The sequence below is a fragment of the Amycolatopsis sp. cmx-8-4 genome, from assembly GCF_046548675.1.
Lineage (GTDB): Bacteria > Actinomycetota > Actinomycetes > Mycobacteriales > Pseudonocardiaceae > Amycolatopsis.
Map to the genome: position 1 here is coordinate 138823 of NZ_JAEBDZ010000011.1, position 24004 is coordinate 162826.

Genomic DNA, 24004 nt, shown 5'->3' on the forward strand with positions numbered 1-24004 from the left:
GTGAAGCACGACACCCGGCAGCTGCTGGCGGCCTGGAACGACACCACCACCGACGTCCCGGAAGCGGGCCGCACGCTCACCCGGCTGCTCACCGAGCAGGCGGCCCGCACCCCGGACGCGACGGCGCTGGTCTTCGAGGGAGAAACCCTCACCTACCGCGCCCTCCACGAGCGAGCCAACCGGCTCGCCCACCTCCTGATCGGCCGCGGCGTCGGGCCCGGCGTCCTCACCGGCGTCTGCGTCGACCGCTCCCTCGACCTGGTCATCGCCCTGCTCGGGGTGCTCAAGGCCGGCGGCGCCTACGTCCCGCTCGACCCGGACTACCCGGCCGACCGGCTGGCCTTCATGGTCGCCGACAGCGCCGCCCCCGTCGTCCTGACCCAGGACTTCCTCGACGACGCCGACCTCGCCGCGTTCCCGGCCACCGAGCCGGAAACCACGACGACTCCGCAGGATCTCGCCTACGCCATCTACACCTCCGGCTCGACCGGGCGCCCCAAGGGCGTACTGGTGCCGCACGAGGGAATCGTCAACCGGCTCGCCTGGACGCAGGCCGAATACGGCCTCACCACCGAAGACCGCGTCCTGCAGAAGACGCCGTCCAGCTTCGACGTCTCGGTGTGGGAGTTCTTCTGGCCGCTGCTGACCGGCGCCACGCTCGTCGTCGCGCGCCCCGGCGGCCCCCGCGACCCCGCCTACCTGGCCCAGCTGATCCGCGCCGAGCGCATCACGACCCTGCACTTCGTGCCGTCGATGCTGCAGGCGTTCCTGCTCGACCCGGCCGCGGCCGGCTGCACCGGCCTGCGCCGCGTGCTGTGCAGCGGCGAAGCCCTGCCCGCCGAACTGCAGGCCCGGTTCTTCGACACCCTCCCCGGCGTCGAACTCCACAACCTGTACGGCCCCACCGAAGCCTCGGTCGACGTCACGTCCTGGGCGTGCCGCGCCGACGGCGGCCCGGTCCCGATCGGCCGGCCCGTGTGGAACACGCAGACTTATGTCTTGGACGCGCAGCTGCGGCCGGTCGCGCCCGGCGACGCCGGTGAGCTGTGCCTCGCCGGGATCCAGCTCGCCCGTGGCTACCACCGCCGGCCCGGCCTGACCGCCGAACGCTTCATCGCGAACCCGTTCGTGCCGGGGGAGCGGATGTACCGCACCGGCGACCTCGCCCGCTGGACCGACGACGGCGCCCTGCTCTACCTCGGCCGCACCGACCACCAGGTCAAGATCCGCGGCCTGCGCGTCGAGCTGGGCGAGATCGAGACCGTGCTCGACCGCCAGCCCGGCGTCGGCGGCTCCTGCGTCCTGGCCCGCGAAGACCGCGAAGGCGACCAGCGCCTGGTCGGCTACGTCGTCCCCGACGGCGCCACCCCGGACGTCGAGGCCCTGCGGACGGCCCTGGCCGCGGACCTGCCCGGGTACATGGTGCCCGCCGCGTTCGTCGTGCTCGCCGCACTGCCGCTGACCCCGAGCGGCAAGCTCGACCGCAAGGCCCTGCCCGCCCCCGAGTGGACCGCGGTCGGTCGCACCCCGCGCACCCCGCGGGAAGCCGCGCTGTGCACGCTGTTCTCCGAAATCCTCGGCGTCGACGGCGTCGGCATCGACGACGGCTTCCTCGCCCTCGGCGGCCACTCGCTGCTCGCCGCGAAGCTCGTCTCCCGGATCCGCGCGACCCTCGGCGTCGAGGCCGCGATCGGCGACGTCTTCCGCGCACCGACCCCCGCCGGCCTCGCCGAACTCCTCGAAACCGCCGCGCCCGCCCGCCCGCCGCTGACCCCGCGACACCGCCCCGAGCCGATGCCGCTGTCGTCCGCCCAGCGCCGGCTGTGGTTCCTCGACCAGGCCGACACCTGGAACGCCGGCTACCACGTCCCGCAGGCCGTCCGCCTCGACGGCCCGGTCGACGCCGACGTGCTGCGCCTCGCCGTCGCCGACGTCGTCGCCCGCCACGAAGCCCTGCGGACGGTGTTCGACAGCCACGGCGACGAGCCGGTGCAGCAGATCCTGCCCGCCGGCGACGTCCGATGGACGTTCGCGGAGTCCACTGAGGACACTCTCGCCGCCGACCTGCGCACCGCCACCGAAGAGAGCTTCGACCTCGCCCGTGAACTGCCGATCCGGGCTGCGCTGTTCACCCTGCCCGGGAAGACGTCGGTGCTGCTGCTGGTCGTGCACCACATCGCCTGCGACGGCTGGTCGATGGCGCCCCTGCTACGCCAGGTCGGCGAGGCCTACACCGCCCGCACCCGGCACGAAGCCCCGGCGTGGGCACCGCTGCCCGTCCAGTACGCGGACTACACGCTGTGGCAACGGGAACTGCCCGTCGACAGCGACCTCGCGTACTGGCGCGACGCCCTCACCGGCCTGCCCGAGGAGCTCCCGCTGCCCGCCGACCGGTCCCGCCCGCCGGTGGCGAGCCACCGCGGCGGCGTCGTCCCGATGGACGTCCCCGCCGAGGTGCGCGCCAAGCTCACCGAGCTGGCCGCCGCGTCCGGCGCGACGCTGTTCATGGTCCTGCAGGCCGCCTTCGCCGCGCTGCTGACGCGCCTCGGCGCCGGCGACGACGTCCCGGTCGGCTCTCCGGTCGCCGGCCGTGGTGACGCCGCCCTCGACGACCTCGTCGGGTTCTTCGTCAACACCGTCGTGCTGCGCACCGAGACGGGCGGCGACCCGACCTTCCGCGAGCTGCTCGGCCGGGCCCGCGAGACCTGCCTGGCCGCGTTCGAGCACGCCGAAGTGCCGTTCGAGCGCGTCGTCGAAGAGCTGAACCCCGCCCGCTCGCTCGGCCGCCACCCGCTGTTCCAGGTCCTGCTGGTGCTGCAGAACAACCTCGCCGCCGAACTCGACCTGCCCGGGGTGCGGGCGACCGGCGAGCGCGTCGACATCGGTTACGCGAAGTTCGACCTGGCCGCGATCTTCGAGGAACGCGACGGCGAGCTGACCGGCCTCCTCGAATACGCGAGCGACCTGTTCGACCGCGCCACCGCCGCCACCCTGGCCACCCGGCTGCTGCGCGTCCTGGCCGCCGTCGCCGCGACGCCGGACGTCCGGATCGGCGACCTCGACCTGCTCGACGCCACCGAGACCGCCCAGGCCGTCGCGGGCGGCATGACCCAGCCCGCCGCCGCGAGCGTCACCCTGCACGAAGTCGTCGAAGGCCACGCCCGCCGCACCCCGGACCACACCGCGCTGCTGTTCGAGGACCGGATCGTCACCTACGCCGAGCTGGACGCCCGCGCCAACGGCGTCGCCGCGCTCCTGACGGACGTCCCGGCCGGCCGGATCGTCGCGATCTGCCTCGACCGCGGCCCGGACCTCGTCGCCGCGATCCTCGGCGTCCTCAAAGCGGGCTGCGGCTACACGCTGCTCGACCCGTCGTTCCCCGCCGAACGCCGTCAGCTGCTGGCCGAGCAGGTCGACGCGCCCCTGGTGCTGAACGATTTGTCCATTGTGGACTCCACGGTGACCGCCCCCGGCCTCGCCGTGCCCGTCACCGGACCCGCGTGCGTCATGTTCACCTCGGGCTCCACCGGCACGCCGAAGGGTGTCGTCGCCTCCCATGAGGCCGTCGCCACGACGATCCTGGGGCAGGGATACGGCGGCGCCGTCTGGCTGCAGACCGCGCCCGTCTCCTGGGACGCCTTCGCGTTCGAACTGTTCGGCGCGCTGCTCACCGGAGCCGCCTGCGTGCTGCAGCCGGGCCCGAAGCCCGAGCCCGCGCTCATCGCCGACCTCGTCGAGCGCCACGGCGTCACCACGATGTTCGCCTCGGCCAGCCTGCTGAACTTCCTGCTCGACGAGTACCCGGCAGTGTTCACGCAGGTCAGCGACGTCTACACCGGCGGCGAGGTCGCCTCGGTCGCGCACATCACCAAGGCGCTGACGACGTTCCCCGACCTCACGGTCACCAACGCCTACGGCCCGGTCGAGAACATGATCTTCGTCAGCTGCCACCGGATCACGGCGGCCGACCTCACCGGGGCGCCGATCCCGATCGGCGTGCCGCTGCACGGCAAGCGCGCCCACGTCCTGGACGAGCGGCTGCGGCCGGTCGCCCCCGGCGTCGTCGGCGAACTGTACGCCGCGGGCGCCGGCATCGCCGACGGCTACGTCGGCCGCCCCGACCTCACCGCCGTCCGGTTCGTCGCCTCGCCGTTCGCGGCGGGGGAGCGGATGTACCGCACCGGTGACCTCGTGCGCCGCCGCGCCGACGGGGTCCTGGAGTACGTCGGCCGCGCCGACGAGCAGGTCAAGATCCGCGGGTTCCGCGTCGAGCCGGGGGAGATCCGGACCGCGCTCGGCACCCACCCGGCCGTCACCGAATCCGCCGTCGTCGTCCGCGAGGACCGGCCGGGCCAGAAGCTCCTGGTCGCCTACGTCGTCGGCTCGCCGGCCGACTTCCGCGGGTACCTGGCCGAGCGGCTGCCCGAACACCTCGTGCCGTCGGCGTTCGTAATGCTGCCCGCCCTTCCCTTGACGCCCAACGGAAAGCTCGACCACCGGGCCCTGCCCGCTCCCGAGCACACGAGCACGAGCCGCGCGCCGCGCACCCCGCGTGAAGAAGTCCTCTGCGGCCTCTTCGCCGACGTCCTCGGCGTCGAAACGGTCGGGGTCGACGACGGGTTCTTCACCCTCGGTGGCCACTCGCTGCTCGCCGCCCGGCTCGTCGCCCGGATCGGGTCGGTGCTGGGGGCCCGGATCGGCGTCGCGGACGTCTTCCGCGCCCCGACCGTGGCCGCGCTGGCCACGGTGCTCGACACCGCCCGCGCCGCTCGCCCGGCCGTCACCGCTCGCCCGCGTCCGGAGGTGCTGCCGCTGTCGTCGGCGCAGCGCAGCCTGTGGTTCGTCGAGCAGCTCGACGCCGCCGGTGCGGCCTACAACGTGCCCCGCGCCCTGCGCCTGACCGGCCCCCTGGACGTCTCCGCGCTGCGGACCGCGTTCGCCGACGTCCTCGAGCGCCACGAGTCCCTGCGGACGGTGTTCCCGAACACCGACGGCGTCCCTCGCCAGGAGATCCGGCCGCTCACCGAGCTGCCCTGGTTCGAAGACGTGGCGGACGTCGACGAGTTCGCCGCCCGCGAGTTCGACCTGGCCACCGACCTGCCGGTGCGGGCCGCGCTGCTGCGCCACGCCGCCGACGACCACGTCCTGGTCATCGTCACCCACCACATCGCCAGCGACGGCTGGTCCCTCGCCCCGCTGCTGCGCGACCTGTCCACCGCCTACGCCGCCCGCGTCGCCGGGGAAGCCCCCGGTTGGGCGCCGCTGCCGGTGCAGTACGCGGACTTCGCGCTGTGGCAGCAGGACCTGACTGACTCCGCCGACTATTGGGCCGGTGCCCTCGCCGGGCTGCCCGACGAGATCAACCTGCCCTTCGACCACCCGCGGCCGCCGGTCGCGACCCACCGCGGCGCCACCCTCCCGGTGACCCTGGACGCGGATTTGCACGCCCGCCTCCTCGACGTCGCCCGCGGTGAGCACGCGACGCTGTTCATGGTGCTGCAGGCCGGGTTCGCGGCCCTGCTGTCCCGGCTCGGCGCCGGCGACGACGTCGCGGTCGGCACCCCGTCGGCGGGCCGCCCGGACGCCGCGCTCGACGACCTCGTCGGCTTCTTCGTCAACACCCTCGTGCTGCGCACCGACCTCACCGGCGACCCGACCTTCGCCGACCTGGTCGGCCGGGTCCGCGAGGCCGCCCTTGAAGCCTTCGACCACGGCGACGTCCCCTTCGAGCGCGTCGTTGAACGCCTCAACCCGGCCCGCTCGACCGCCCGGCACCCGCTGTTCCAGGTGATGCTGGCGCTGCAGAACAACGTCGCGGCCAACCTCGCGCTGCCCGGCACGACCGCGGCCGACGTCCCGGTGGCCACCGCGACCGCGAAGTTCGACCTGACGCTGAACCTGGAGGAAAGCACCGGCCCCGACGGCGCCCCGGCCGGCATCGGCGGCTTCCTGGAGTACGCGACCGACCTGTTCGACGCGGGCACCGCCGCCGACCTCGCCGAGCGGTTCACCCGCTTGCTCGCCGCCGCCGTCGCTACACCCGCCGTCCCGGTGTCCGGGTTGGACCTGCTCTCGGACGCCGAGCGCGTGGACCTCCTGCAGGCGCCCGCCGAGACACCGCTGCCGGACACCTCGGTGATCGAGCTGTTCGAAGCCCAAGCGGCCCGCACGCCGGACGCGCCCGCGCTGGAGTACGGCGTCGTGACGCTGACCTACGGCGAACTGAACGCCCAGGCCAACGGGCTCGCGCACTACCTCGCCGAGCGTGGAGCCGGACCTGAGCGGTACGTCGCCCTGGCCCTGCCGCGCGACGAGAAGCTGATCGTCGCGATGCTCGCCGTCCTCAAAACCGGCGCCGGCTACCTCGCGCTCGACCTCGACTACCCGGCCGACCGGCTCGCCGCGATGCTCGAAGACGCCGACCCGGCGCTCGTGCTCGTGACCGAGGCGGGCGCGGTGCCCGGCGACCCGGCCCGCCACGTCCTGCTGGCCGAGGCGGAGATCGGGACGGCGCGCAACCCCGTGCACACCGCGTCCCCGGACAGCCCGGCGTACGTGATCTTCACGTCCGGCTCGACCGGCCGCCCCAAGGGCGTCGTCGTGCCCCGGCGGCCGCTGCTGAACTTCCTGCTCGACATGGTGGACCGCTTCGGCATCACTCGAGGCGACCGCCTCCTGGCCGTCACGACCGTCGGGTTCGACATCGCCGGGCTGGAGATCTTCGCGCCGCTGCTGGCCGGGGCGACCGTCGTGCTCGCCGGGCGGGACACCGTCCGCGACAGCCGCGCCCTGGCCGCGCTCGCCGAGGACGGCGTCACCCTGCTGCAGGCGACGCCGAGCCTCTTCCACGCGCTGCTGGCCGAGCCCGTCGACCTCTCCGCGGTGCACGTCCTCGTCGGTGGCGAAGCCCTGCCCGACGACCTCGCCGTCGCGCTGCGGGCGCGGGCCGCGTCGGTCACCAACATGTACGGCCCCACCGAGACGACCATCTGGTCCACCACCGCCCGCGTCGGCGACGGCTCGCCGACCATCGGCACCGCCATCGCCAACACCCAGGTCTACGTCCTGGACCGCGCGCTGCGGCCGGTGCCGCCGGGCGTGCCGGGCGAGCTGTACATCGCCGGCGACGGCGTCGTGCGCGGCTACCTCGGCCGTCCGGACCTGACCGCCGACCGGTTCGTCGCCAACCCCTTCGCCACCGGGGAGCGGATGTACCGCACCGGCGACCTGGTCGCCCGCCGCCGCGACGGCGAGATCCGGTTCCTCGGCCGCGTCGACCACCAGGTCAAGATCCGCGGCTTCCGCATCGAGCTGGGCGAGATCGAAGCCGTGCTGGCCACCCACCCGGCCGTCGCGTTGCGCGCCGTCGTCGTCCGCGAGGACCGGCCCGGCGACAAGCGGCTGGTCGCCTACGTCGTGGGTACCGCCGACGTCGAGACGCTGCGACGGCACGTCGCGGCCGCCCTGCCCGGGTACATGGTCCCGTCGGCGTTCGTGCTGCTCGACGAGCTGCCACGGACCCCGAACGGCAAGCTCGACCGCAAAGCCCTGCCCGCGCCGGCCGTGGAGAGCGGCACCGGCCGGGTGCCGCGCACCGCCCGTGAGCACGCGCTGTGCGAGCTGTTCGCCGAGGTCCTCGGCGTGCCCGAGGTCGGCATCGACGACGGCTTCTTCGACCTGGGCGGGCATTCGCTGCTCGCCACCCGGCTCGCCGGGCGGATCCGGGCGTCGCTCCGCCTCGACGTCACCGTGCGGGCCCTGTTCGCGAACCCGACCGTGGCCGGGCTGAGCGACAGCCTCGGTGACGCCGTCGTGGCACGCCCGGCCATCACCGCCCGGCCCCGGCCGGCGCGGCTGCCGCTGGCCCCGGGGCAGGAGCGTCTCTGGTTCCTCGCTCGCCTCGACGCCGACGACACGGCCTACCACATGCCGATCGCCCTGCGCCTGCGCGGCGACGTCGACGCCGCCGCCCTCGCCGCCGCACTGTCCGATGTGGCCGGCCGCCACGAAGCTCTGCGCACGTACTACGCCGAGGACGAATCCGGCCCGCACCAGGTGATCCTCGACTCTTTCCAGGTCCCGTTCGAGATCGGCACCGGCTCGGTCGCCGACGCCGCGCGCACCCCGTTCGACCTGGCCGCCGCACCGCCGGTGCGCTCGTGGCTGTTCGGCGAGGGCGACGAGCACATCCTGCTCGTGCTGACCCACCACATCGCCGGGGACGGCTGGTCGATCCCGGTGTTGCTGCGCGACTTGGCCGACGCCTACGCGGCCCGGCTCGACGGCCGCGCTCCGGAGTGGGCGCCGCTGCCCGTGCAGTACGCGGACTACACGCTGTGGCAACGAGAACTCGACAGCGACGTCGCGTATTGGACGGACGCACTGGCCGGTCTGCCCGAGGAACTGGCCCTGCCGTACGACCGCGTCCGGCCCGCCACCGCGGACCACGCCGGCGGGGCCGCGGCCGTCACGATCCCGGCCGAGCTGCACGCGCGGCTCCTGGAGCTGGCGGCCGGGCGGCGCGCGACCCTGTTCATGGTCCTGCAGGCCGCCCTCGCCACGCTGCTGGCGCGCTTCGGCGCCGGCGACGACGTCCCGATCGGCACCCCCGTCGCCGGTCGCACCGACCCGGCGCTGGACGATCTGGTCGGGTTCTTCGTCAACACCCTGGTCCTGCGGACCGACGTGAGCGGCGCTCCGGCGTTCACCGAGCTGCTGGACCGCGTCCGGGAAGCCGACCTGAGTGCGTTCGAGCACGATGACGTCCCGTTCGATCGCCTGGTCGAGGAGCTGAACCCGGCCCGGTCGGCGTCGCGGCACCCGCTGTTCCAGGTGATGCTGGTGCTGCAGCAGGACAGCGCCGCGCCCGAACTGTCCGGTGTGGACGTCGAGCCGTATGACGTGGACCGCGCGGTCGCCAAGTTCGACCTCACCGCCGCCCTGGAGGAACACGGCAACGGCGGGGGGATCACCGGCGCCTTCGAGTACGCGACCGCGTTGTTCGACGCTGCCACCGCCGAGCGGCTGGCCGGCGCGTTCGTCCGGCTGCTGGAGCAGATCGCCGACGCGCCCACGACCTCGGTCGCGGCGTTCGACGTGCTCACGGCCGCCGACCGCGACCTCGTCCTGACCTCCGGCCACGCCCGTGACCTGGCTCCGACACCACAGGACTGCCTGCACACCATCGTCGAGCGGCAAGACCCCGACGCCGTCGCGATCCTGTTCGACGGCTCCGCGATGACCTACGGCGAGCTGAACGCCCGCGCCAACCAGGTCGCCCACCACCTCCTCGACGACGGCGTCCAGCGCGGCGAAGTGGTCGGCGTCCTGCTCGACCGCGGCTTCGACTTCGCCGTCACGGTGCTGGGCGTCCTCAAGTCCGGCGCCGCCTACACCCTGCTCGACCCGAGCTACCCGGCCGAGCGCCTCGCCGCGGTCACCGAGCAGGCCCGCGTCAAGCGGGTGCTGACGACCGCGCCGAGCCACCCCGACACCACCAACCCGGACGTCGAGCTGACCCTGGCCGACCTGGCCTGCATCATGTTCACCTCCGGCTCGACCGGCGTGCCCAAGGGCGTCGCGACGTCGCACCGCGGCGTCGTCGCCACCATGGGCCAGGACTACGCGACCTTCGACGCCGACCAAGTGTGGCTCCAGTGCGCCCCGGTGTCGTGGGACGGCTTCGCGCTGCAGCTGTTCGGCGCGCTGCTCTACGGCGGCCGCACGGTCCTGCAGCCCGGCCAGAACCCCGAGCCAGACCGCATCGCGGCGCTCGTCGTCGAGCACGGCGTCACCGTGCTGCACGCCTCGGCGAGCCTGTTCAACTACCTGCTCGACCAGGAACCCCAGGTCTTCGGCGTGCTGCGCCGGGCGATGACCGGTGGCGAGCCGGCGTCCGTCGCCCACGTGACCAAGGCGCTGCGCGAGTACCCGGACGTCGCGCTGATCAACGGCTACGGCCCGGCCGAGAGCATGGGCTACACGACGTTCCACCCGATCACCGCCGCCGACCTCGGCGGCCCGGCCATCCCGATCGGCCGCCCGGTCGCGAGCAAGCGCGCCTACGTCCTTGACACGCACCTCGCGCTGGCCGCCCCGGGCGTCACGGGTGAGCTGTACCTGTCGGGCCACGGTCTCGCCGACGGCTACCGCGGCCTCCCCGGGGCGACCGCCGAGCGGTTCGTGGCGAACCCGTTCACGGCGGGGGAGCGGATGTACCGCTCCGGCGACCTGGTGCGGTGGAACGCCGACGGCGTGCTGGAGTACGTCGGCCGCGCCGACGACCAGGTGAAGGTCCGCGGCTTCCGCGTCGAGCCCGGCGAGGTGCAGGCCGTGCTGGCCCGCCACGACGGCGTCGAGCAGGCCGCGGTCGTCGTCCGCGACGGCCGGCTCATCGGCTACGTCGTCGGCGACGCCGAACCCGCCGCGCTGCGGGTCTACCTGGGCGAGCGGCTGCCGGACTACCTCGTGCCCTCGGCGATCGTGCCCCTGGCCGAACTGCCCCGGACGGCCAACGGCAAGCTCGACCGTCGCGCGCTGCCCGCACCGGACTTCGCGGCGACGTCGTCCAGGCGCCCGCGGACCGTCACCGAGAACGTCCTCTGTGGACTGTTCGCCGAGGTGCTCGGGCGGCCCGAGGTCGGCGTCGACGACGGCTTCTTCGACCTCGGCGGTCACTCGCTGCTGGCGGCCCGGCTGATCGGCCGCGTCCGCGCCGTCCTCGGCGTCGAGCTGGGCATCCGGGACCTGTTCCGGACGCCCGCCGTCGCCGGTCTCGCCGAGGTGCTCGGGGACGCCGCCCCGGCGCGGCCGCCGGTGACCCGCCGCGACCGTCCCGAACGGCTGCCGCTGTCGTTCGCGCAGCAGCGGCTGTGGTTCGTCGACCAGGCTGAAGAGGCCAACGCCGGTTACGACGTCCCGCGTGCCCTGCGGCTGCGCGGCTCCCTCGACGTAGCCGCCCTGCAGGCCGCGTTGGCCGACGTCGTCGAGCGGCACGAGGCCCTGCGCACGGTCTTCCCGTCGCACGAAGGTGAGCCGTGGCAGGAGATTCTGACCGCGCCTTCGGTGCCGTGGACGTTCACACAGTCCACTGAGGACGACCTGCCGGGTGTGCTCTCGACGGCCGCGTCGCACGTCTTCGACCTCCAGACCGAGCTGCCGCTGCGGGCCCACCTCGTCGAGATCGCCGCCGACGATCACGTCCTGCTGCTGGTCCTGCACCACATCGCCAGTGACGGCTGGTCCGCCGCGCCGATGCTGCGTGACCTGTCCACGGCCTACGCCACCCGCGTCACCGGGCAGGCGCCGAAGTGGGCGCCGTTGCCGGTCCAGTACGCGGACTACACGCTCTGGCAGCGCGACGTCCTCGACGAAGCCGAGCTGGCCGGGCAAATCGGGTTCTGGCGTGAGACGCTCGCCGGAGCCCCCGAAGAGGTGGCCCTGCCCGCCGACCGGGTCCGCCCGGCCGTGGCCAGCCACCGCGGCGGTGCCGTGGCCTTCGCGCTCGGCGCCGACGTCCACGCGGCGTTGGCCGACCTGGCCCGGGGCAGCGGAGCGACGCTGTTCATGGCCCTGCAGGCCGGGTTCGCCGCGCTGCTGTCGCGGCTCGGCGCCGGGGACGACGTCCCGCTCGGCGCCGTCGTCGCCGGCCGCGGCGACACCGCGCTCGACGACCTGGCCGGGTTCTTCGTCAACACCCTGGTGCTGCGCACCGACGTCTCCGGGCAGCCGACGTTCCGGCAGCTCCTGGACCGCGTCCGCGACACCGGGCTCGCCGCGCTGGCGCACGCCGACGTCCCGTTCGAGCGGGTCGTCGAAGAGCTGAACCCGACTCGGTCGGCGGCTCGGCACCCGTTGTTCCAGGTGATGCTGGTGCTGCAGAACAACGTCGCCGGGGAACTGCGGCTGCCGGGCCTGGCCGCCGAGGCCGTCACGGTCCAGCGGGACGTCGCGAAGTTCGACCTGACCGCGGGCATCGAAGAGAACCGGGCCGCCGACGGCACCCCGGCCGGTCTGACCGGCCAGCTGGAGTACGCGGCCGACCTGTTCGACGCCTCCACGGCGGAGTCGATCGCGGCCCGGTTCGCCCGGTTCCTGACCTCCGCCGTGTCCGCTCCGGACGTCCCGGTGACGGCCCTGGACCTGCTCACCGCCGACGAGCGCGCGGCTCTCCTGACCCAGGGCACGACCTCGGTGACCGCGCCCGCGATGCGGCTGCACGAGCTGGTCGAGCGGCAGGCCGCGTGGGCGCCGGATGCGACCGCGCTCGTGTTCGAGGGTTCACGCATGACCTACGGCGACCTCGACACCGAAGCCAACCGGCTCGCCCGGCACCTCGTCGCCGAGGGCGTCCGCCGCGGTGACCTGGTCGGCGTCCACATCGGACGCAGCCCGCGGCTGGCCGTCGCGCTGCTCGCCGTCCTCAAGACCGGCGCCGCCTACACCGTGCTGGACACGGACTTCCCGGCCGACCGCCTGGTCGCGGCCCTGCACCGGACGTCGGCCGCGCTCGTCCTCACCGACGGACGAGAGCTGCCCTGGCGCCGGATCGACGTCGTCGCCGACGCGGCCGCCATCGCCGTCCGCGACGGCAGTGTCCTCGGCCTGCCCGGCAGCCCGGAAGACCTCGCCGTCGTCATGTTCACCTCCGGCTCCACCGGCGTCCCCAAGGCCGTCGCGGCCCCGCACCGCGCGGTGGCCGGCACGCTCACCGGCCAGGACTACGCGGGGTTCGGCCCGGACGACGTCTGGCTGCAGTGCGCGCCGGTCTCGTGGGACGCGTTCGGCACCCAGCTGCTCGGCCCGTTGCTGGAGGGCGGCCAGGTCGTGCTGCAGCCCGGCCAGCGTCCCGACCCGGCCCTGATCGAGGACCTGGTGCTGGCGCACGACGTCACGGTCCTGGACGTCTCGGCCAGCCTGTTCAACTTCCTGGTCGACGAGCACCCGGCGGTGTTCGCGACGGTTCGCCGCGCCATGACCGGCGGCGAAGCGGCGTCACCCGCGCACCTGGCGAAGGTCCTGCGCTCGTATCCGCAGGTCGCGGTGATCAACGGCTACGGCCCGGCCGAGACCATGGGCTTCAGCACCTTCCACGCCGTCATGGCGGTCGACGGCCCGGTCCCGATCGGGCGGCCGCTCACCGGCAAGCACGCCTACGTCCTCGACACGCTTTTGCAGCCCATGCCCGCCGGCGTGGTCGGCGAGCTGTACCTGGCCGGCGTCGGCACCGCCCACGGCTACCTCGGGCAGCCCGGCGCGACCGCCGAGCGGTTCGTCGCGTCGCCGTTCGGCGCGGGGGAGCGGCTGTACCGCACGGGCGACCTCGCCTGGTGGAACGGCGACGGCGTGCTGGAGTACGCCGGCCGCGCCGACGACCAGGTCAAGATCCGCGGCTTCCGCGTCGAACCCGGCGAGGTCCAGGCCGTGCTGGCCCGGCACGAGGGCGTCACGCAGGCCGCCGTGGTGGCCCGCGACGGGCTCCTGGTCGCCTACGTCGTCGGCACCGCAGACCCGGCCGCGGTCGCCGAGTACGCCGCCGCGCAGCTGCCGGACCACCTGGTCCCGTCGGCGATCGTGCCCCTGGAAGCACTGCCCCGGACGGCCAACGGCAAGCTCGACAAGGCCGCCCTGCCCGCACCGCGGCGGATCAGCGCCGGGCACGTCGCGCCCCGGACGGCCACCGAGATCACGCTGGCCGCGATCTGGGCCGACGTCCTGGGCATCCAGGAACCGGGCGTGGAGGACAACTTCTTCGCGCTCGGTGGTCACTCGCTGCTGGCGGCGAAGGTGACCGGCCGGATGCGCACCGAGTTCGGCGTCCGGCTGGGCGTCCGCGCCCTGTTCGAGGCGCCCACGATCGCGTCGCTGGCCCGGCTGGTGCCGGAAGCGTCCACAGTGGACTTCGAGCCGATCCCGGCCCGGGACCGGTCGGCGCGCACGCCGCTGTCGCCGGTGCAGCGCGGCCTCTGGTTCGCCGAACGGCTCGCCCCCGGCTCCGCGGAGTACCTGGTGCCGCTCGCGCTGCGGGTCGAGGGTGACCTCGACGTCGAGGCACTCACCGACGCGCTGTCCGCGCTGGTGGCGCGGCACGAGGTGCTGCGCAGCCGGTTCGTCGAGCAGGACGGCGAGCCCGCCCAGGTCGTCGACCCGGTGCGGCCGCTGCCGCTCCCGACCACCGACGTGACCGACGTCGAGGCATTCGTCCGGTCCCAGGTGGACACGCCGCTCGACATCGAGAACGGCCCGGTGTTCCGGGCCGCGCTCGGCCGGGTTTCGGCCACCGAGCACGTGCTCGTGCTGTGCCTGCACCACATCGTCGCCGACGGGTGGTCCATGGGCGTGCTGGCCGCCGAGCTGCGCGACCACTACGCCGGGAGCCGCCCGGCCGCGTTGCCAGTGCAGTTCGGCGACGTCGCCGCGTGGCAGGCGAGCGCGTCCGACGAAGCCGGGCTCGCCTTCTGGCGCGAGGCCCTCGACGGGATGCCGCACGTCGCGGAGCTGCCCGCCGACCGGCCCCGGCCCCTCGTCCGGGACATCGCCGGCGCCAAGACGCCGGTGCACCTGTCCGCGGAGGTCGTCGGCCAGCTGGCGGCGCTCGGTGCCGAGCACGGCGCGAGCCTGTTCATGACCGTGCTGGCCGCGTTCGAGGTGCTCATCGGCCGCTACACGGCCATGCGGGACTTCGCGATCGGCACCCCGGTGTCCGGCCGCAGCCACCCGCAGACCGAAGCCCTGGTCGGGCACTTCGTCAACACCGTGCCGCTGCGCGCGGACCTGACCGGCGACCCGGCGTTCACCGAGCTGCTGACCCGCGTCCGCACCAGCACCCTGGCCGCGTTCGACCACGACGACGTCCCGTTCGACCGGATCGTGGAACTCCTGCGCCCGCAGCGCGACCTCACCCGCACCCCGCTGGTCCAGATCGTGTTCGCGCTGCAGAACAACGACGAAGCCGGCTGGGCGCTGCCGGGCCTGGCCGTCGAGCGGCTGGCCGTCGACACCCGGGTCAGCAAGTTCGACCTCGAACTCGCCCTCGCCCAAGACGCGGACGGCGCCCTCACCGGCATCTTCGAGTACCCGACCGCGCTGTTCGACACGACGACGATCGAACGGCTGGCCGGCCACTTCACGACACTCCTGCAACGGATCGCCGACGCGCCGGAAACACCCGTGGGCGAGTTGGACCTCCTCAGCACGACCGAACGCGAACACCTGATCAACGGCGTCAACGACACCGAAGTGGCCTACGACGAGGACGTCTGCCTGCACCAGCTCATCTCGCAGCAGGCCGCGCGGACGCCGGACGCGGTCGCCGTCGAGTACCTGGACGAGCACATCGACTACGCCGAGCTGGAACGCCGGGCCGGAGTCCTCGCGGCACGGCTGGTCGAGCACGGCGTCGGCCCGGACGTTCCGGTCGGCCTGCGGATGGACCGCTCGATCGACCTGATCGTCGGCCTGGTCGCGATCCTCAAGGCCGGCGGCGCGTTCGTCCCGATCGAGACCGACGCGCCCGAACCGCGTGTCCTCGGCATCCTCGGCGACGCCAACTCACCGGTCTGTCTGGTCAACGCGGGCGCGAAGACGCCGTCGGACAGCGAGGTCGTCTTCCTCGAGGTGTCCGGTTTGGACGGTCCCGCGCCGGAACTGGCCGACACCACCCACCCGGACAACCTGGTGTCGATCTACTACACCTCCGGCTCCACCGGGAAGCCGAAGGGCGTCGCCAGCACCCACCGCGGCTGGGTCAACCGGCTGCGCTGGCACCAGGACACCTACCGGCTCCAGCCGGGCGAAGGCGTCCTCCAGAAGACGACGCTCGTGTTCGACGACGCCGCCGTGGAATGCCTGTGGCCGCTCATCGTCGGTGGCCGCGTCGCGCTGATCCCGCCGGGCCTGCACCGCGACCCGGCCGCGATCCTCGAGGGCGCGATCCGCCACCGTGTCTCGAACCTGCAGTTCGTGCCGAGCATGCTGACGCTGTTCCTGGAGCAGCTCACCCCGGCCGACCGCGAAGCCCTCAAGCCGCTGCGCAACGTCATCACCAGCGGCGAGGCACTGCAGCCGGAACTGCTGAAGCTGTTCTTCGACCGCCTCGGCGAGAACGCGACCCTGCACAACCAGTGGGGCGCCACCGAGGTGTCGATCGACTCGACCACGCGCGAGTGCCTCCGGTCCGACCTCGACGGCGCGGGCTCGGTGAGCGTCGGGTCACCGATCGCGAACAACCAGATCCACGTCCTCGACGAGCACTTCCGGCCGGTCCCGGTCGGCGTCCCCGGCGACCTCTTCATCGGCGGCGTCGGCCTGGCCCGCGGTTACCTCGGCAACCCGGGCAAGACGGCGGCGGCGTTCCTGGCCAGCCCGTTCGTCCCCGGCGAGCGGCTCTACCGCACCGGCGACCGCGGCCTGCGCACCCCCGACGGCGCGCTGACCTTCCTCGGCCGCCAGGACTCGCAGGTCAAGATCCGCGGCATTCGCGTCGAGCCCGGCGAGGTCGAGCAGGTGCTGCTCGAGCTGCCCGGGGTGCGCGAAGCCGCGGTGACGGTCTGGCAGCCGTCGCCGGGCGACAAACGCCTCGCCGGGTACGTCACCGCGCAGGCCGGCGTCACGCTCACCGAAGCCGAGGTCCGCGAACAGCTGCGCGAGCGGCTGCCCGTCTACCTCGTGCCGACGGCCCTGAGTGTGCTGCCGGAGTTCCCGACCACGACCAGCGGCAAGATCGACCGCAAGGCGCTGCCCGCACCCGCTGCGGCCGGAGCCGAGTACCGGGCCCCGGAAGGGCCGGTCGCCGAGCTGGTCGCCGAGGTGCTGCAGAACGTCCTCGGGGTCGAGCGGGTCGGCGCGGACGACAACTTCTTCGACCTGGGCGGGCACTCCCTGCTGGGCGTGCGGGTGGTCGCCGAGCTACGCAAGCGGCTCTCGGCGGACATCCCGATCCGGCTGATCTTCGACTCGCCCACGGTCGCGGAGCTCGCCGACGCCGTCGCCCGCGCCACCCGGCGCGAGTTCCAGGCCATCCCGAAGCGACCCGACGGCCCGGCGCCCCTCGCGGGTGTCCAGGTCGGCATGTGGCTGGCCGACCGGATGGCGCCGTCGAGCGCGGAATACCTGGTGCCCAACGCGGTCCGCCTGCGCGGCACCCTGGACGTCGACGCGCTCGCGGCGGCCCTGACCAAGCTGGTCGAACGGCACGAGATCCTGCGGACCCGGTTCGTGGAGCTGGACGGCGAGCCCAAGCAGGTCGTCGACCCGGCCGGTCCGGTCCCGCTGCCGGTCACCGACATCGACGCGGTCGAGCCGTTCCTGGCGGCGCAGCCCATCGACATCGCCACCGGACCGGTGTTCTCAGCGGCGCTCGGACGATTGGCTGAGAACGACCACGTGCTCGTGTTGTCGGCGCACCACATCGTCCTCGACGGCTGGTCCGAAGGCATCCTCGCCGAGGAACTGCGCGACCTCTACGCGGGTGCCGACCTGGCGCCGCTGCCGGTGCAGTACGCCGACGTCGCGACCTGGTCCCAGCCCACCGAAACGGACGTCGACTTCTGGCGGACGCAGCTGTCCGGGGTCCCGCAGGTTGTACAGCTGCCCGCCGACCGGCCCCGGCCGGCGGTGCGCGACCCGCGTGGCGCGCGGTACGAGTTCAGCGTCCCGGCGGAGCTGGCCACCCGGCTCGGCGAGCTGGGCGCGGAAGCCCGGGCCAGCCTGTTCATGACGCTGCTGGCCGGGTTCCAGGTGCTCGTCTCCCGGCACACCGGGCTGCGCGAGTTCGCGATCGGCAGCCCGGTCGCCGGCCGCGACCACCCCGACACCGAGCGGCTCATCGGCCAGTTCGTCAACACCCTCGCCCTGCGTGCGGACCTGACGGGCTCGCCGGGCTTCACCGAACTGGTGGAACGCGTCCGCGAGACGGCGCTGAACTCCTTCAGCCACCAGGAAGTCCCGTTCGACCGCGTCGTCGCCGAACTCCGGCCCGAGCGTGACCCGAGCCGCAACCCGCTGGTGCAGCTGATGTTCGCGTTGCAGACCGTCTCCGAAGGCGGCTGGGAACTCGGCGACCTCGACTGTGAGCCTCTCGGCATCGAGACGGGCGCGGCCAAGTTCGACCTCTCCATGGTGCTGCGCGAGCAGCCCACCGGCGCGGTCGACGGCGTTCTCGAATACCCCGTCGCCCTGTTCGACGAGGAGACAGTCGCCGCGTTCGCCGAGCGGTACGTCCGGCTCCTGACCGGGTTCGCCGCCGAGCCGCAGCGCCCGGTGGACCGCGTCACGATGCTCGACGCGGCCGAGGTCACCCCGCTCGACGACACCGCCCCCGGCGGCACGTTCGCGGGGCTGGTCGAAGCCCAGGTGCGACGTTATCCGGACGCCCCGGCCGTGGTGGCCGGACCGGACTCGCTGACCTACGGCGAACTGGACAAGGCGGCCAACCGCGTGGCTCGCGTGCTGCAGGCTCGCGGTGCCGCTCCGGAGACGGTGGTCGCGCTGCTGCTGCCGCGCTCGGCCGACCTGGTCGTGGCGCAGCTCGCGGTCGTCAAGACCGGAGCCGCGTTCCTGCCGGTCGACCCGAGCTACCCGGAGGAGCGCATCCGCTACATGCTCGACGACGCCGACCCGGTGCTCACGCTCCGCGAGCTGCCGGAGTCCACAATGGACGACAGCCCGCTGGACGTCGAGGTCAAGGCGGAGAACGCGGCGTACGTGATCTACACGTCGGGCTCCACCGGACGGCCGAAGGGCGTCGTGGTCAGCCACGCCGGCCTCGGCACGCTGGTGGCCAACACCATCGACGCCTACCAGGTCGGCCCGGGGGACCGGGTGCTGCAGTACGTGTCACCGAGCTTCGACGCCTCGGTGCTGGAACTGTGCGCCTCCCTGATGACCGGCGCCGCACTCGTCGTCACGCCGCCGGGGCCGCTGCTCGGTGACCAGCTGCGCGACGTCCTCGCCGAGGGACGCGTGACGCACGCGCTGATCCCGCCCGCCGCCCTGGCCACGGTGGAGGATCCGGACCTGCCGGACTTCCGCACGGTCGTCGTCGGCGGCGACGTCTGCCCGCCCGAGCTGGTCGCGAAGTGGGCGCCGGGCCGCCGGATGCTCAACATGTACGGCCCGACCGAAGCCACGGTCGTCTCCACGGTCAGCGAACCGCTGGTGCCGGGACAGCAAGTGACCATCGGCCGCGCGCTGCGGCACACCCAGGCGTACGTGCTGGACGACCGGCTCCAGCCGGTGCCACCAGGCGTCGCGGGTGAGCTGTACGTCGCCAGCCCGGGCCTGGCTCGCGGTTACCTCGGGCGTCCCGGACTGACGGCCATCAGGTTCGTCGCCAACCCGGCGGGCGGGCGGATGTACCGCACCGGTGACCTGGTGCGCCGGACCCGCGCCGGGGACCTCGAGTTCCTCGGCCGGACCGACGACCAGGTCAAGATCCGTGGCTTCCGCATCGAACTCGGCGAAGTCGAGTCCGCGCTGCGGGCCCACCCGGCGCTCACCGCGGCCGTTGTGCTCGCCAAGCCGGACCCGGCCGGGCAGAAACGCCTGGTCGCGTACGTCGTCGGCGACGTCACAGCAGCCGATCTGCGCACTGACCTGAGCCAGCGCCTGCCGGAGCACCTGGTGCCGTCCGCGTTCGTGGTGCTCGACGCCATGCCCGTCAACGCCAGCGGCAAGCTCGACCGGGCCGCGCTGCCCGAACCGGCCGAGGAGACGGCGGACTACGTCGCCCCCGGCAGTCCCGAGGAGCAGCTGATCGCCGACATCTGGGCCGAGGTGCTCGGCGTGCCCCGCGTCGGGCTCGGCGACGACTTCTTCGCACTGGGCGGGCACTCCGTGCTCGCCGCCAAGGTCCGCATGCGGCTGCAGGCCGCGTTCGGCGTGGACCTCTCCCTGCCCGTGCTCTTCCAGACCACCACGGTCACCGCGCTCGCCGCGGTGGTCCACACCGAGATCGAGGCCGAGCTCGCCGGCATGTCCGAGCAGGAGCTTCTCGACTCCCTCTCCGAGGAGGCCAGCGCATGACCACGTTCGACACCCGCTCCGCCGGCGACGCTGTTGACGCCGATCGGGCGGCCCGGCTGCGGGCCGCGGTGCTCGCCCGGCGGCTGCGTGGACGCACCACCGCGCCGGTTCGCACCTTCGGCCGCGCCGACCGCGACGTCCCGCTGCCGCTCTCGGCCGGGCAGCAGCGGCTGTGGTTCCTCGACCGCCTCGACCCGGACAGCGCCGAGTACGCCGTGCCGCTCCTGCTCCGCCTGGACGGCGACCTCGACGTCGAGGCCCTGCAGCGCGCCCTCGACGCCCTGGTGGCGCGGCACGAGATCCTGCGCACCACCTACGTCGCCGAGGACAACAAGCCGCGTCAGGTGATCGGCGCCCCGGCCCCGGTCGAGCTGCCGGTGGTCGACGGCGACGTCGACGCGGTGCTCGCGGAGTACGTCGGCCGCCCGTTCGACCTGGCCAACGGTCCGGTGTTCCGGGCCATGCTGGTCCGCGAGACGCCGCAGCGGCACGTGCTGGCGCTCAACGTCCACCACATCGCCTGCGACGGCTGGTCCCTGCCGGTCCTCCTCGACGACCTCCGCAAGCTCTACACCGGCGTCGAACTGCCGCCGATCGCACTGTCCTATGCGGACTTCGCGGTCTGGGAACAGTCCCGGCTCGACATCCACGACGCCGACCTCGCCTACTGGAAGGACCGCCTCGCCGGGCTCGAGACGCTCGAGCTGCCCGCGGACCGGCCGCGGCCGGCCACCCGCGACCACCACGGCGCGTCGGTCCGGTTCACCATCCCGGCGCCCGCGGCGGAAGCGGTGCTGAACCAGGGCAAAGCCGTCGGCGCGACGCCGTTCATGACGCTGCTCGCCGCCGCGTACGTCGTGCTGGGCCGGCACACCGGCCGCGAGGACATCGCCGTCGGCACCCCGGTCGCCGGCCGCTCGCGGGCCGAGCTGGAACACATGGTCGGGTTCTTCGTGAACACCGTCGTCGCCCGCGGCGACCTCTCCGGCGACCCGGACTTCGCGACGCTGGCCGAGCGCGTCAAGGTGGCGCGGCTGGCCGACCAGTCCCACGAGGACCTGCCCTTCGAACGGCTCGTCCAGGAGCTCGCCCCGGAACGCGACCTCGCGCACACCCCGGTCGTCCAGGTGATGTTCGCCGTCTACGACGCCTCCGAAGGCGAAGCCGCACTCGGTGACCTCACGGTGTCGCCGGTGGACCAGGAGTCGTCGACGGCGAAGTTCGACCTGATGATCTCCTTCGTCCGCCAGGCCGACGGCTCCGTGGCCGGCGTGCTGGAGTACGCGACGGCGCTGTTCGACCAGGTCCGGATGGCGCGGATGGGCGAGCACTTCGTCCGCCTCTTCACCGAGCTGGCCGCCCGCCCCACCGCCCGGCTGTCCGAAGTGGACGTCCTCGGCGCCGACGAGCGCACGCTGCTCCTGGACACCTGGAACGCCACCGCCGAGCCCTACCTGCGCGGCACCCTGCACGGCCGGATCGCCGAACAGGCGCTGTCCAACCCGGACGCGATCGCCGTCCGCTGCGGTGCGGTCGAGCTGACCTACGCCGAGGTGGAAGCCCGCGCGACCCGGCTGGCCCAGCGGCTGCGCGCCCAGGGCGTCGGCGTCGAAATGCCGGTCGGCGTCCTCTGCGAACGCGGCCCGCTGCTGCTGCCGGTGCTGCTGGCCGTCCTCAAGACCGGCGGCCACTACATCCCGCTCGACCCGGCCTACCCGCAGGACCGCAAGGAGTACATGCTCCGCCAGGCCGGCGCCCGCGTGCTCGTCACCACCCGCCGGTACGCCGACGAGAACCTCGGCGAGGTCGTCGTCTTCGCGGACGAGGCCGTGGCCGACGACCCGGCGCCGTGGCAGGACCCGGTCGTCGACCCGGAGAACCTCGCCTACGTCATCTACACCTCCGGCTCCACCGGCCGCCCCAAGGGCGTGATGATCAGCCACCGCGGCGTGCTGCACTACCTCGACTGGTGCCGCCAGGCCTACCGCGCCGACGAAGGCGACGGCGCGCCCGTGCACTCCTCGCTCGCCTTCGACCTCACCGTCACCGGGCTGTTCCTGCCGCTGCTGTGCGGCACGACCGTGACGCTGGTCCCCGAGGACGAGCACCCGGTCGCCGGCCTCGCGGACGTGCTGTCCAGCGGGCGGAAGTTCAGCTTCGTCAAGCTGACCCCGGCCCACCTCGAACCGCTGCGCCGCTGTCTGGAGCCCGAGGCGGCGGCCGCGGCCGCGCACCTGGTCGTCGGCGGCGAGCAGCTCACCGCCGAGGCCCTGGAGTTCTGGCGCGAGAACGCTCCAGACGTCGTCGTGGCCAACGAGTACGGCCACACCGAGACGTCCGTGGCCAACGTGATCAACCTGCTGCCCGCCGCCGAGTGCGTCAGCACGCCGATCTCGGTGGGCCGGCCGATCTGGAACACCGAGGTCTACCTGCTCGACGAGCACTTGCGCCCGGTCCCGGCCGGCGTCACCGGCGAGCTGTACGCGGGCGGCGCCGGGGTCGCCCGCGGTTTCGCCGGCAGCCCGGGCCTGACGGCGGCCAAGTACGTGCCCAACCCGTTCGGCCCGGGCCGCCTCTACCGCAGCGGTGACCTGGCCCGGTACCTGCCGGACGGGCGGCTGGAGTTCGTCGGCCGCACCGACCACCAGGTCAAGGTCCGCGGCTACCGCATCGAGCTGGGCGAGATCGAGGCCGCGCTGGTCGGCGGCCCCGGCGTCACCGAAGCGGTCGCCGTGGTCCGCGACGGCGCGCTCGCCGGCTACGTCGCGCCGTCCACAGTGGACGTCGACGGACTGCGAGCCCACCTGACCGAGCGGCTGCCGGAGTACATGGTGCCGTCGACCCTGACCACTTTGGACACGCTGCCGCTGACGTCGAACGGCAAGATCGATCGCGTCGCGCTGCCCGCACCGGACGCCACGCCGGTCTCGACGTCTGGCGTCCTGCCACGCGACGAGCTGGAGATGGCGCTCGCGAAACTCTGGGAAGACCTGCTCGGCCGCCGCGTCGGCGTCACCGACGGCTTCTTCGAGGTCGGCGGGCATTCGCTGCTGGCCGTGGTGCTGGTCGACCGGATCGCCGCCGAACTGGGCGCCACCGTCGGGCTGGCCGAGGTGTTCCGCGCGCCGACCGTCCGGGCGCTGGCCGACCACATCCGCGCCGGGGACAGCGGCGGGGGACTGGTCGTGCCGCTCTCGCCCGGCCGCCCGGGTGTCGCACCGCTGTTCCTGCTGCCGCCCACCGCGGGCAGCCCGTTCCCCTACCTGCAGCTGGTCGCCGAGCTGGACCCGGCGTTGCCGGTGTTCGGCCTGCAGGCCCCCGGCTTCGCACCCGGCGAGGACCCGGTCCACACCATCGAGGAGCTGGCGGCCCGGTTCGTCGCCGACCTCCTGCCGGTCGCCGGGGACCGGCCGATCCGGCTCGCCGGTTGGTCGCAGGGCGGCTCGGTCGCCTTCGAAATGGCCGCGCAGCTGGAGAAAGCGGGCCGCGCGGTCGAGCACCTGTGCGTCATCGACGCGACCGTCCTCGGCGTCGACGACTACGGCAACCCGCTGCCCGACATCGACACCAGCGATCCGCTGGCCTGGTTCGGCGAGGCCATCCTGAAGCTCCAACCCGGAGCGGACACGCTGGACGAAATGCTCGCCGAGGCCCGCGACCGCGGCATGGTCTCCGAAGTCGCGGGCAACGCCGTGGTCGAGCAGATGGCCCGGGTCTACCTGGCCGGCAAGGACGCGGTCGAGGCCTACCGCTGCCGCGCGGTCGTCGACACCGGAATCCACCTCATCACCTCCACCGGTGCCCACCCGGTTAAGGGCCGCCCAGAGGTGCGCCCGGAGAGCTGGCGCGCCCGCACGCGCGGCGAGCTGACGGTGACGCCGGTACCGGGGCACCACTGGGACATGGTCGAACCGCCGCACGTGGCGGAGCTGGCGCGGGCCGTGCTGGCCGGGCTGGCCGTGACCGCCGACGAGTGAAGGAG

General features: G+C 73.4%; 1 protein-coding gene and 1 pseudogene. Both read left to right on the forward strand.

Translation table 11 applies throughout. The annotated features are described in order from the left end of the window. Window positions 1-20022, forward strand: a pseudogene (locus tag ACLJQZ_RS24310) (non-ribosomal peptide synthase/polyketide synthase); the annotation flags it as partial. Continuing rightward, on the forward strand, window positions 20019-23999 hold the full coding sequence (locus ACLJQZ_RS24315) for a non-ribosomal peptide synthetase (RefSeq protein ID WP_410622173.1): 3981 nt from the start codon (window positions 20019-20021) through the stop codon (window positions 23997-23999). The pseudogene ACLJQZ_RS24310 and the gene ACLJQZ_RS24315, both read left to right, overlap by 4 nt. The last annotated feature ends 5 nt before the right edge of the window (window positions 24000-24004 follow it).

Excerpts from the sequence above, each read along its gene's own strand:
- ACLJQZ_RS24315 (WP_410622173.1), top strand. The coding sequence starts at position 20,019 with ATGACCACGTTCGACACCCGCTCCGCCGGCGACGCTGTTGACGCCGAT.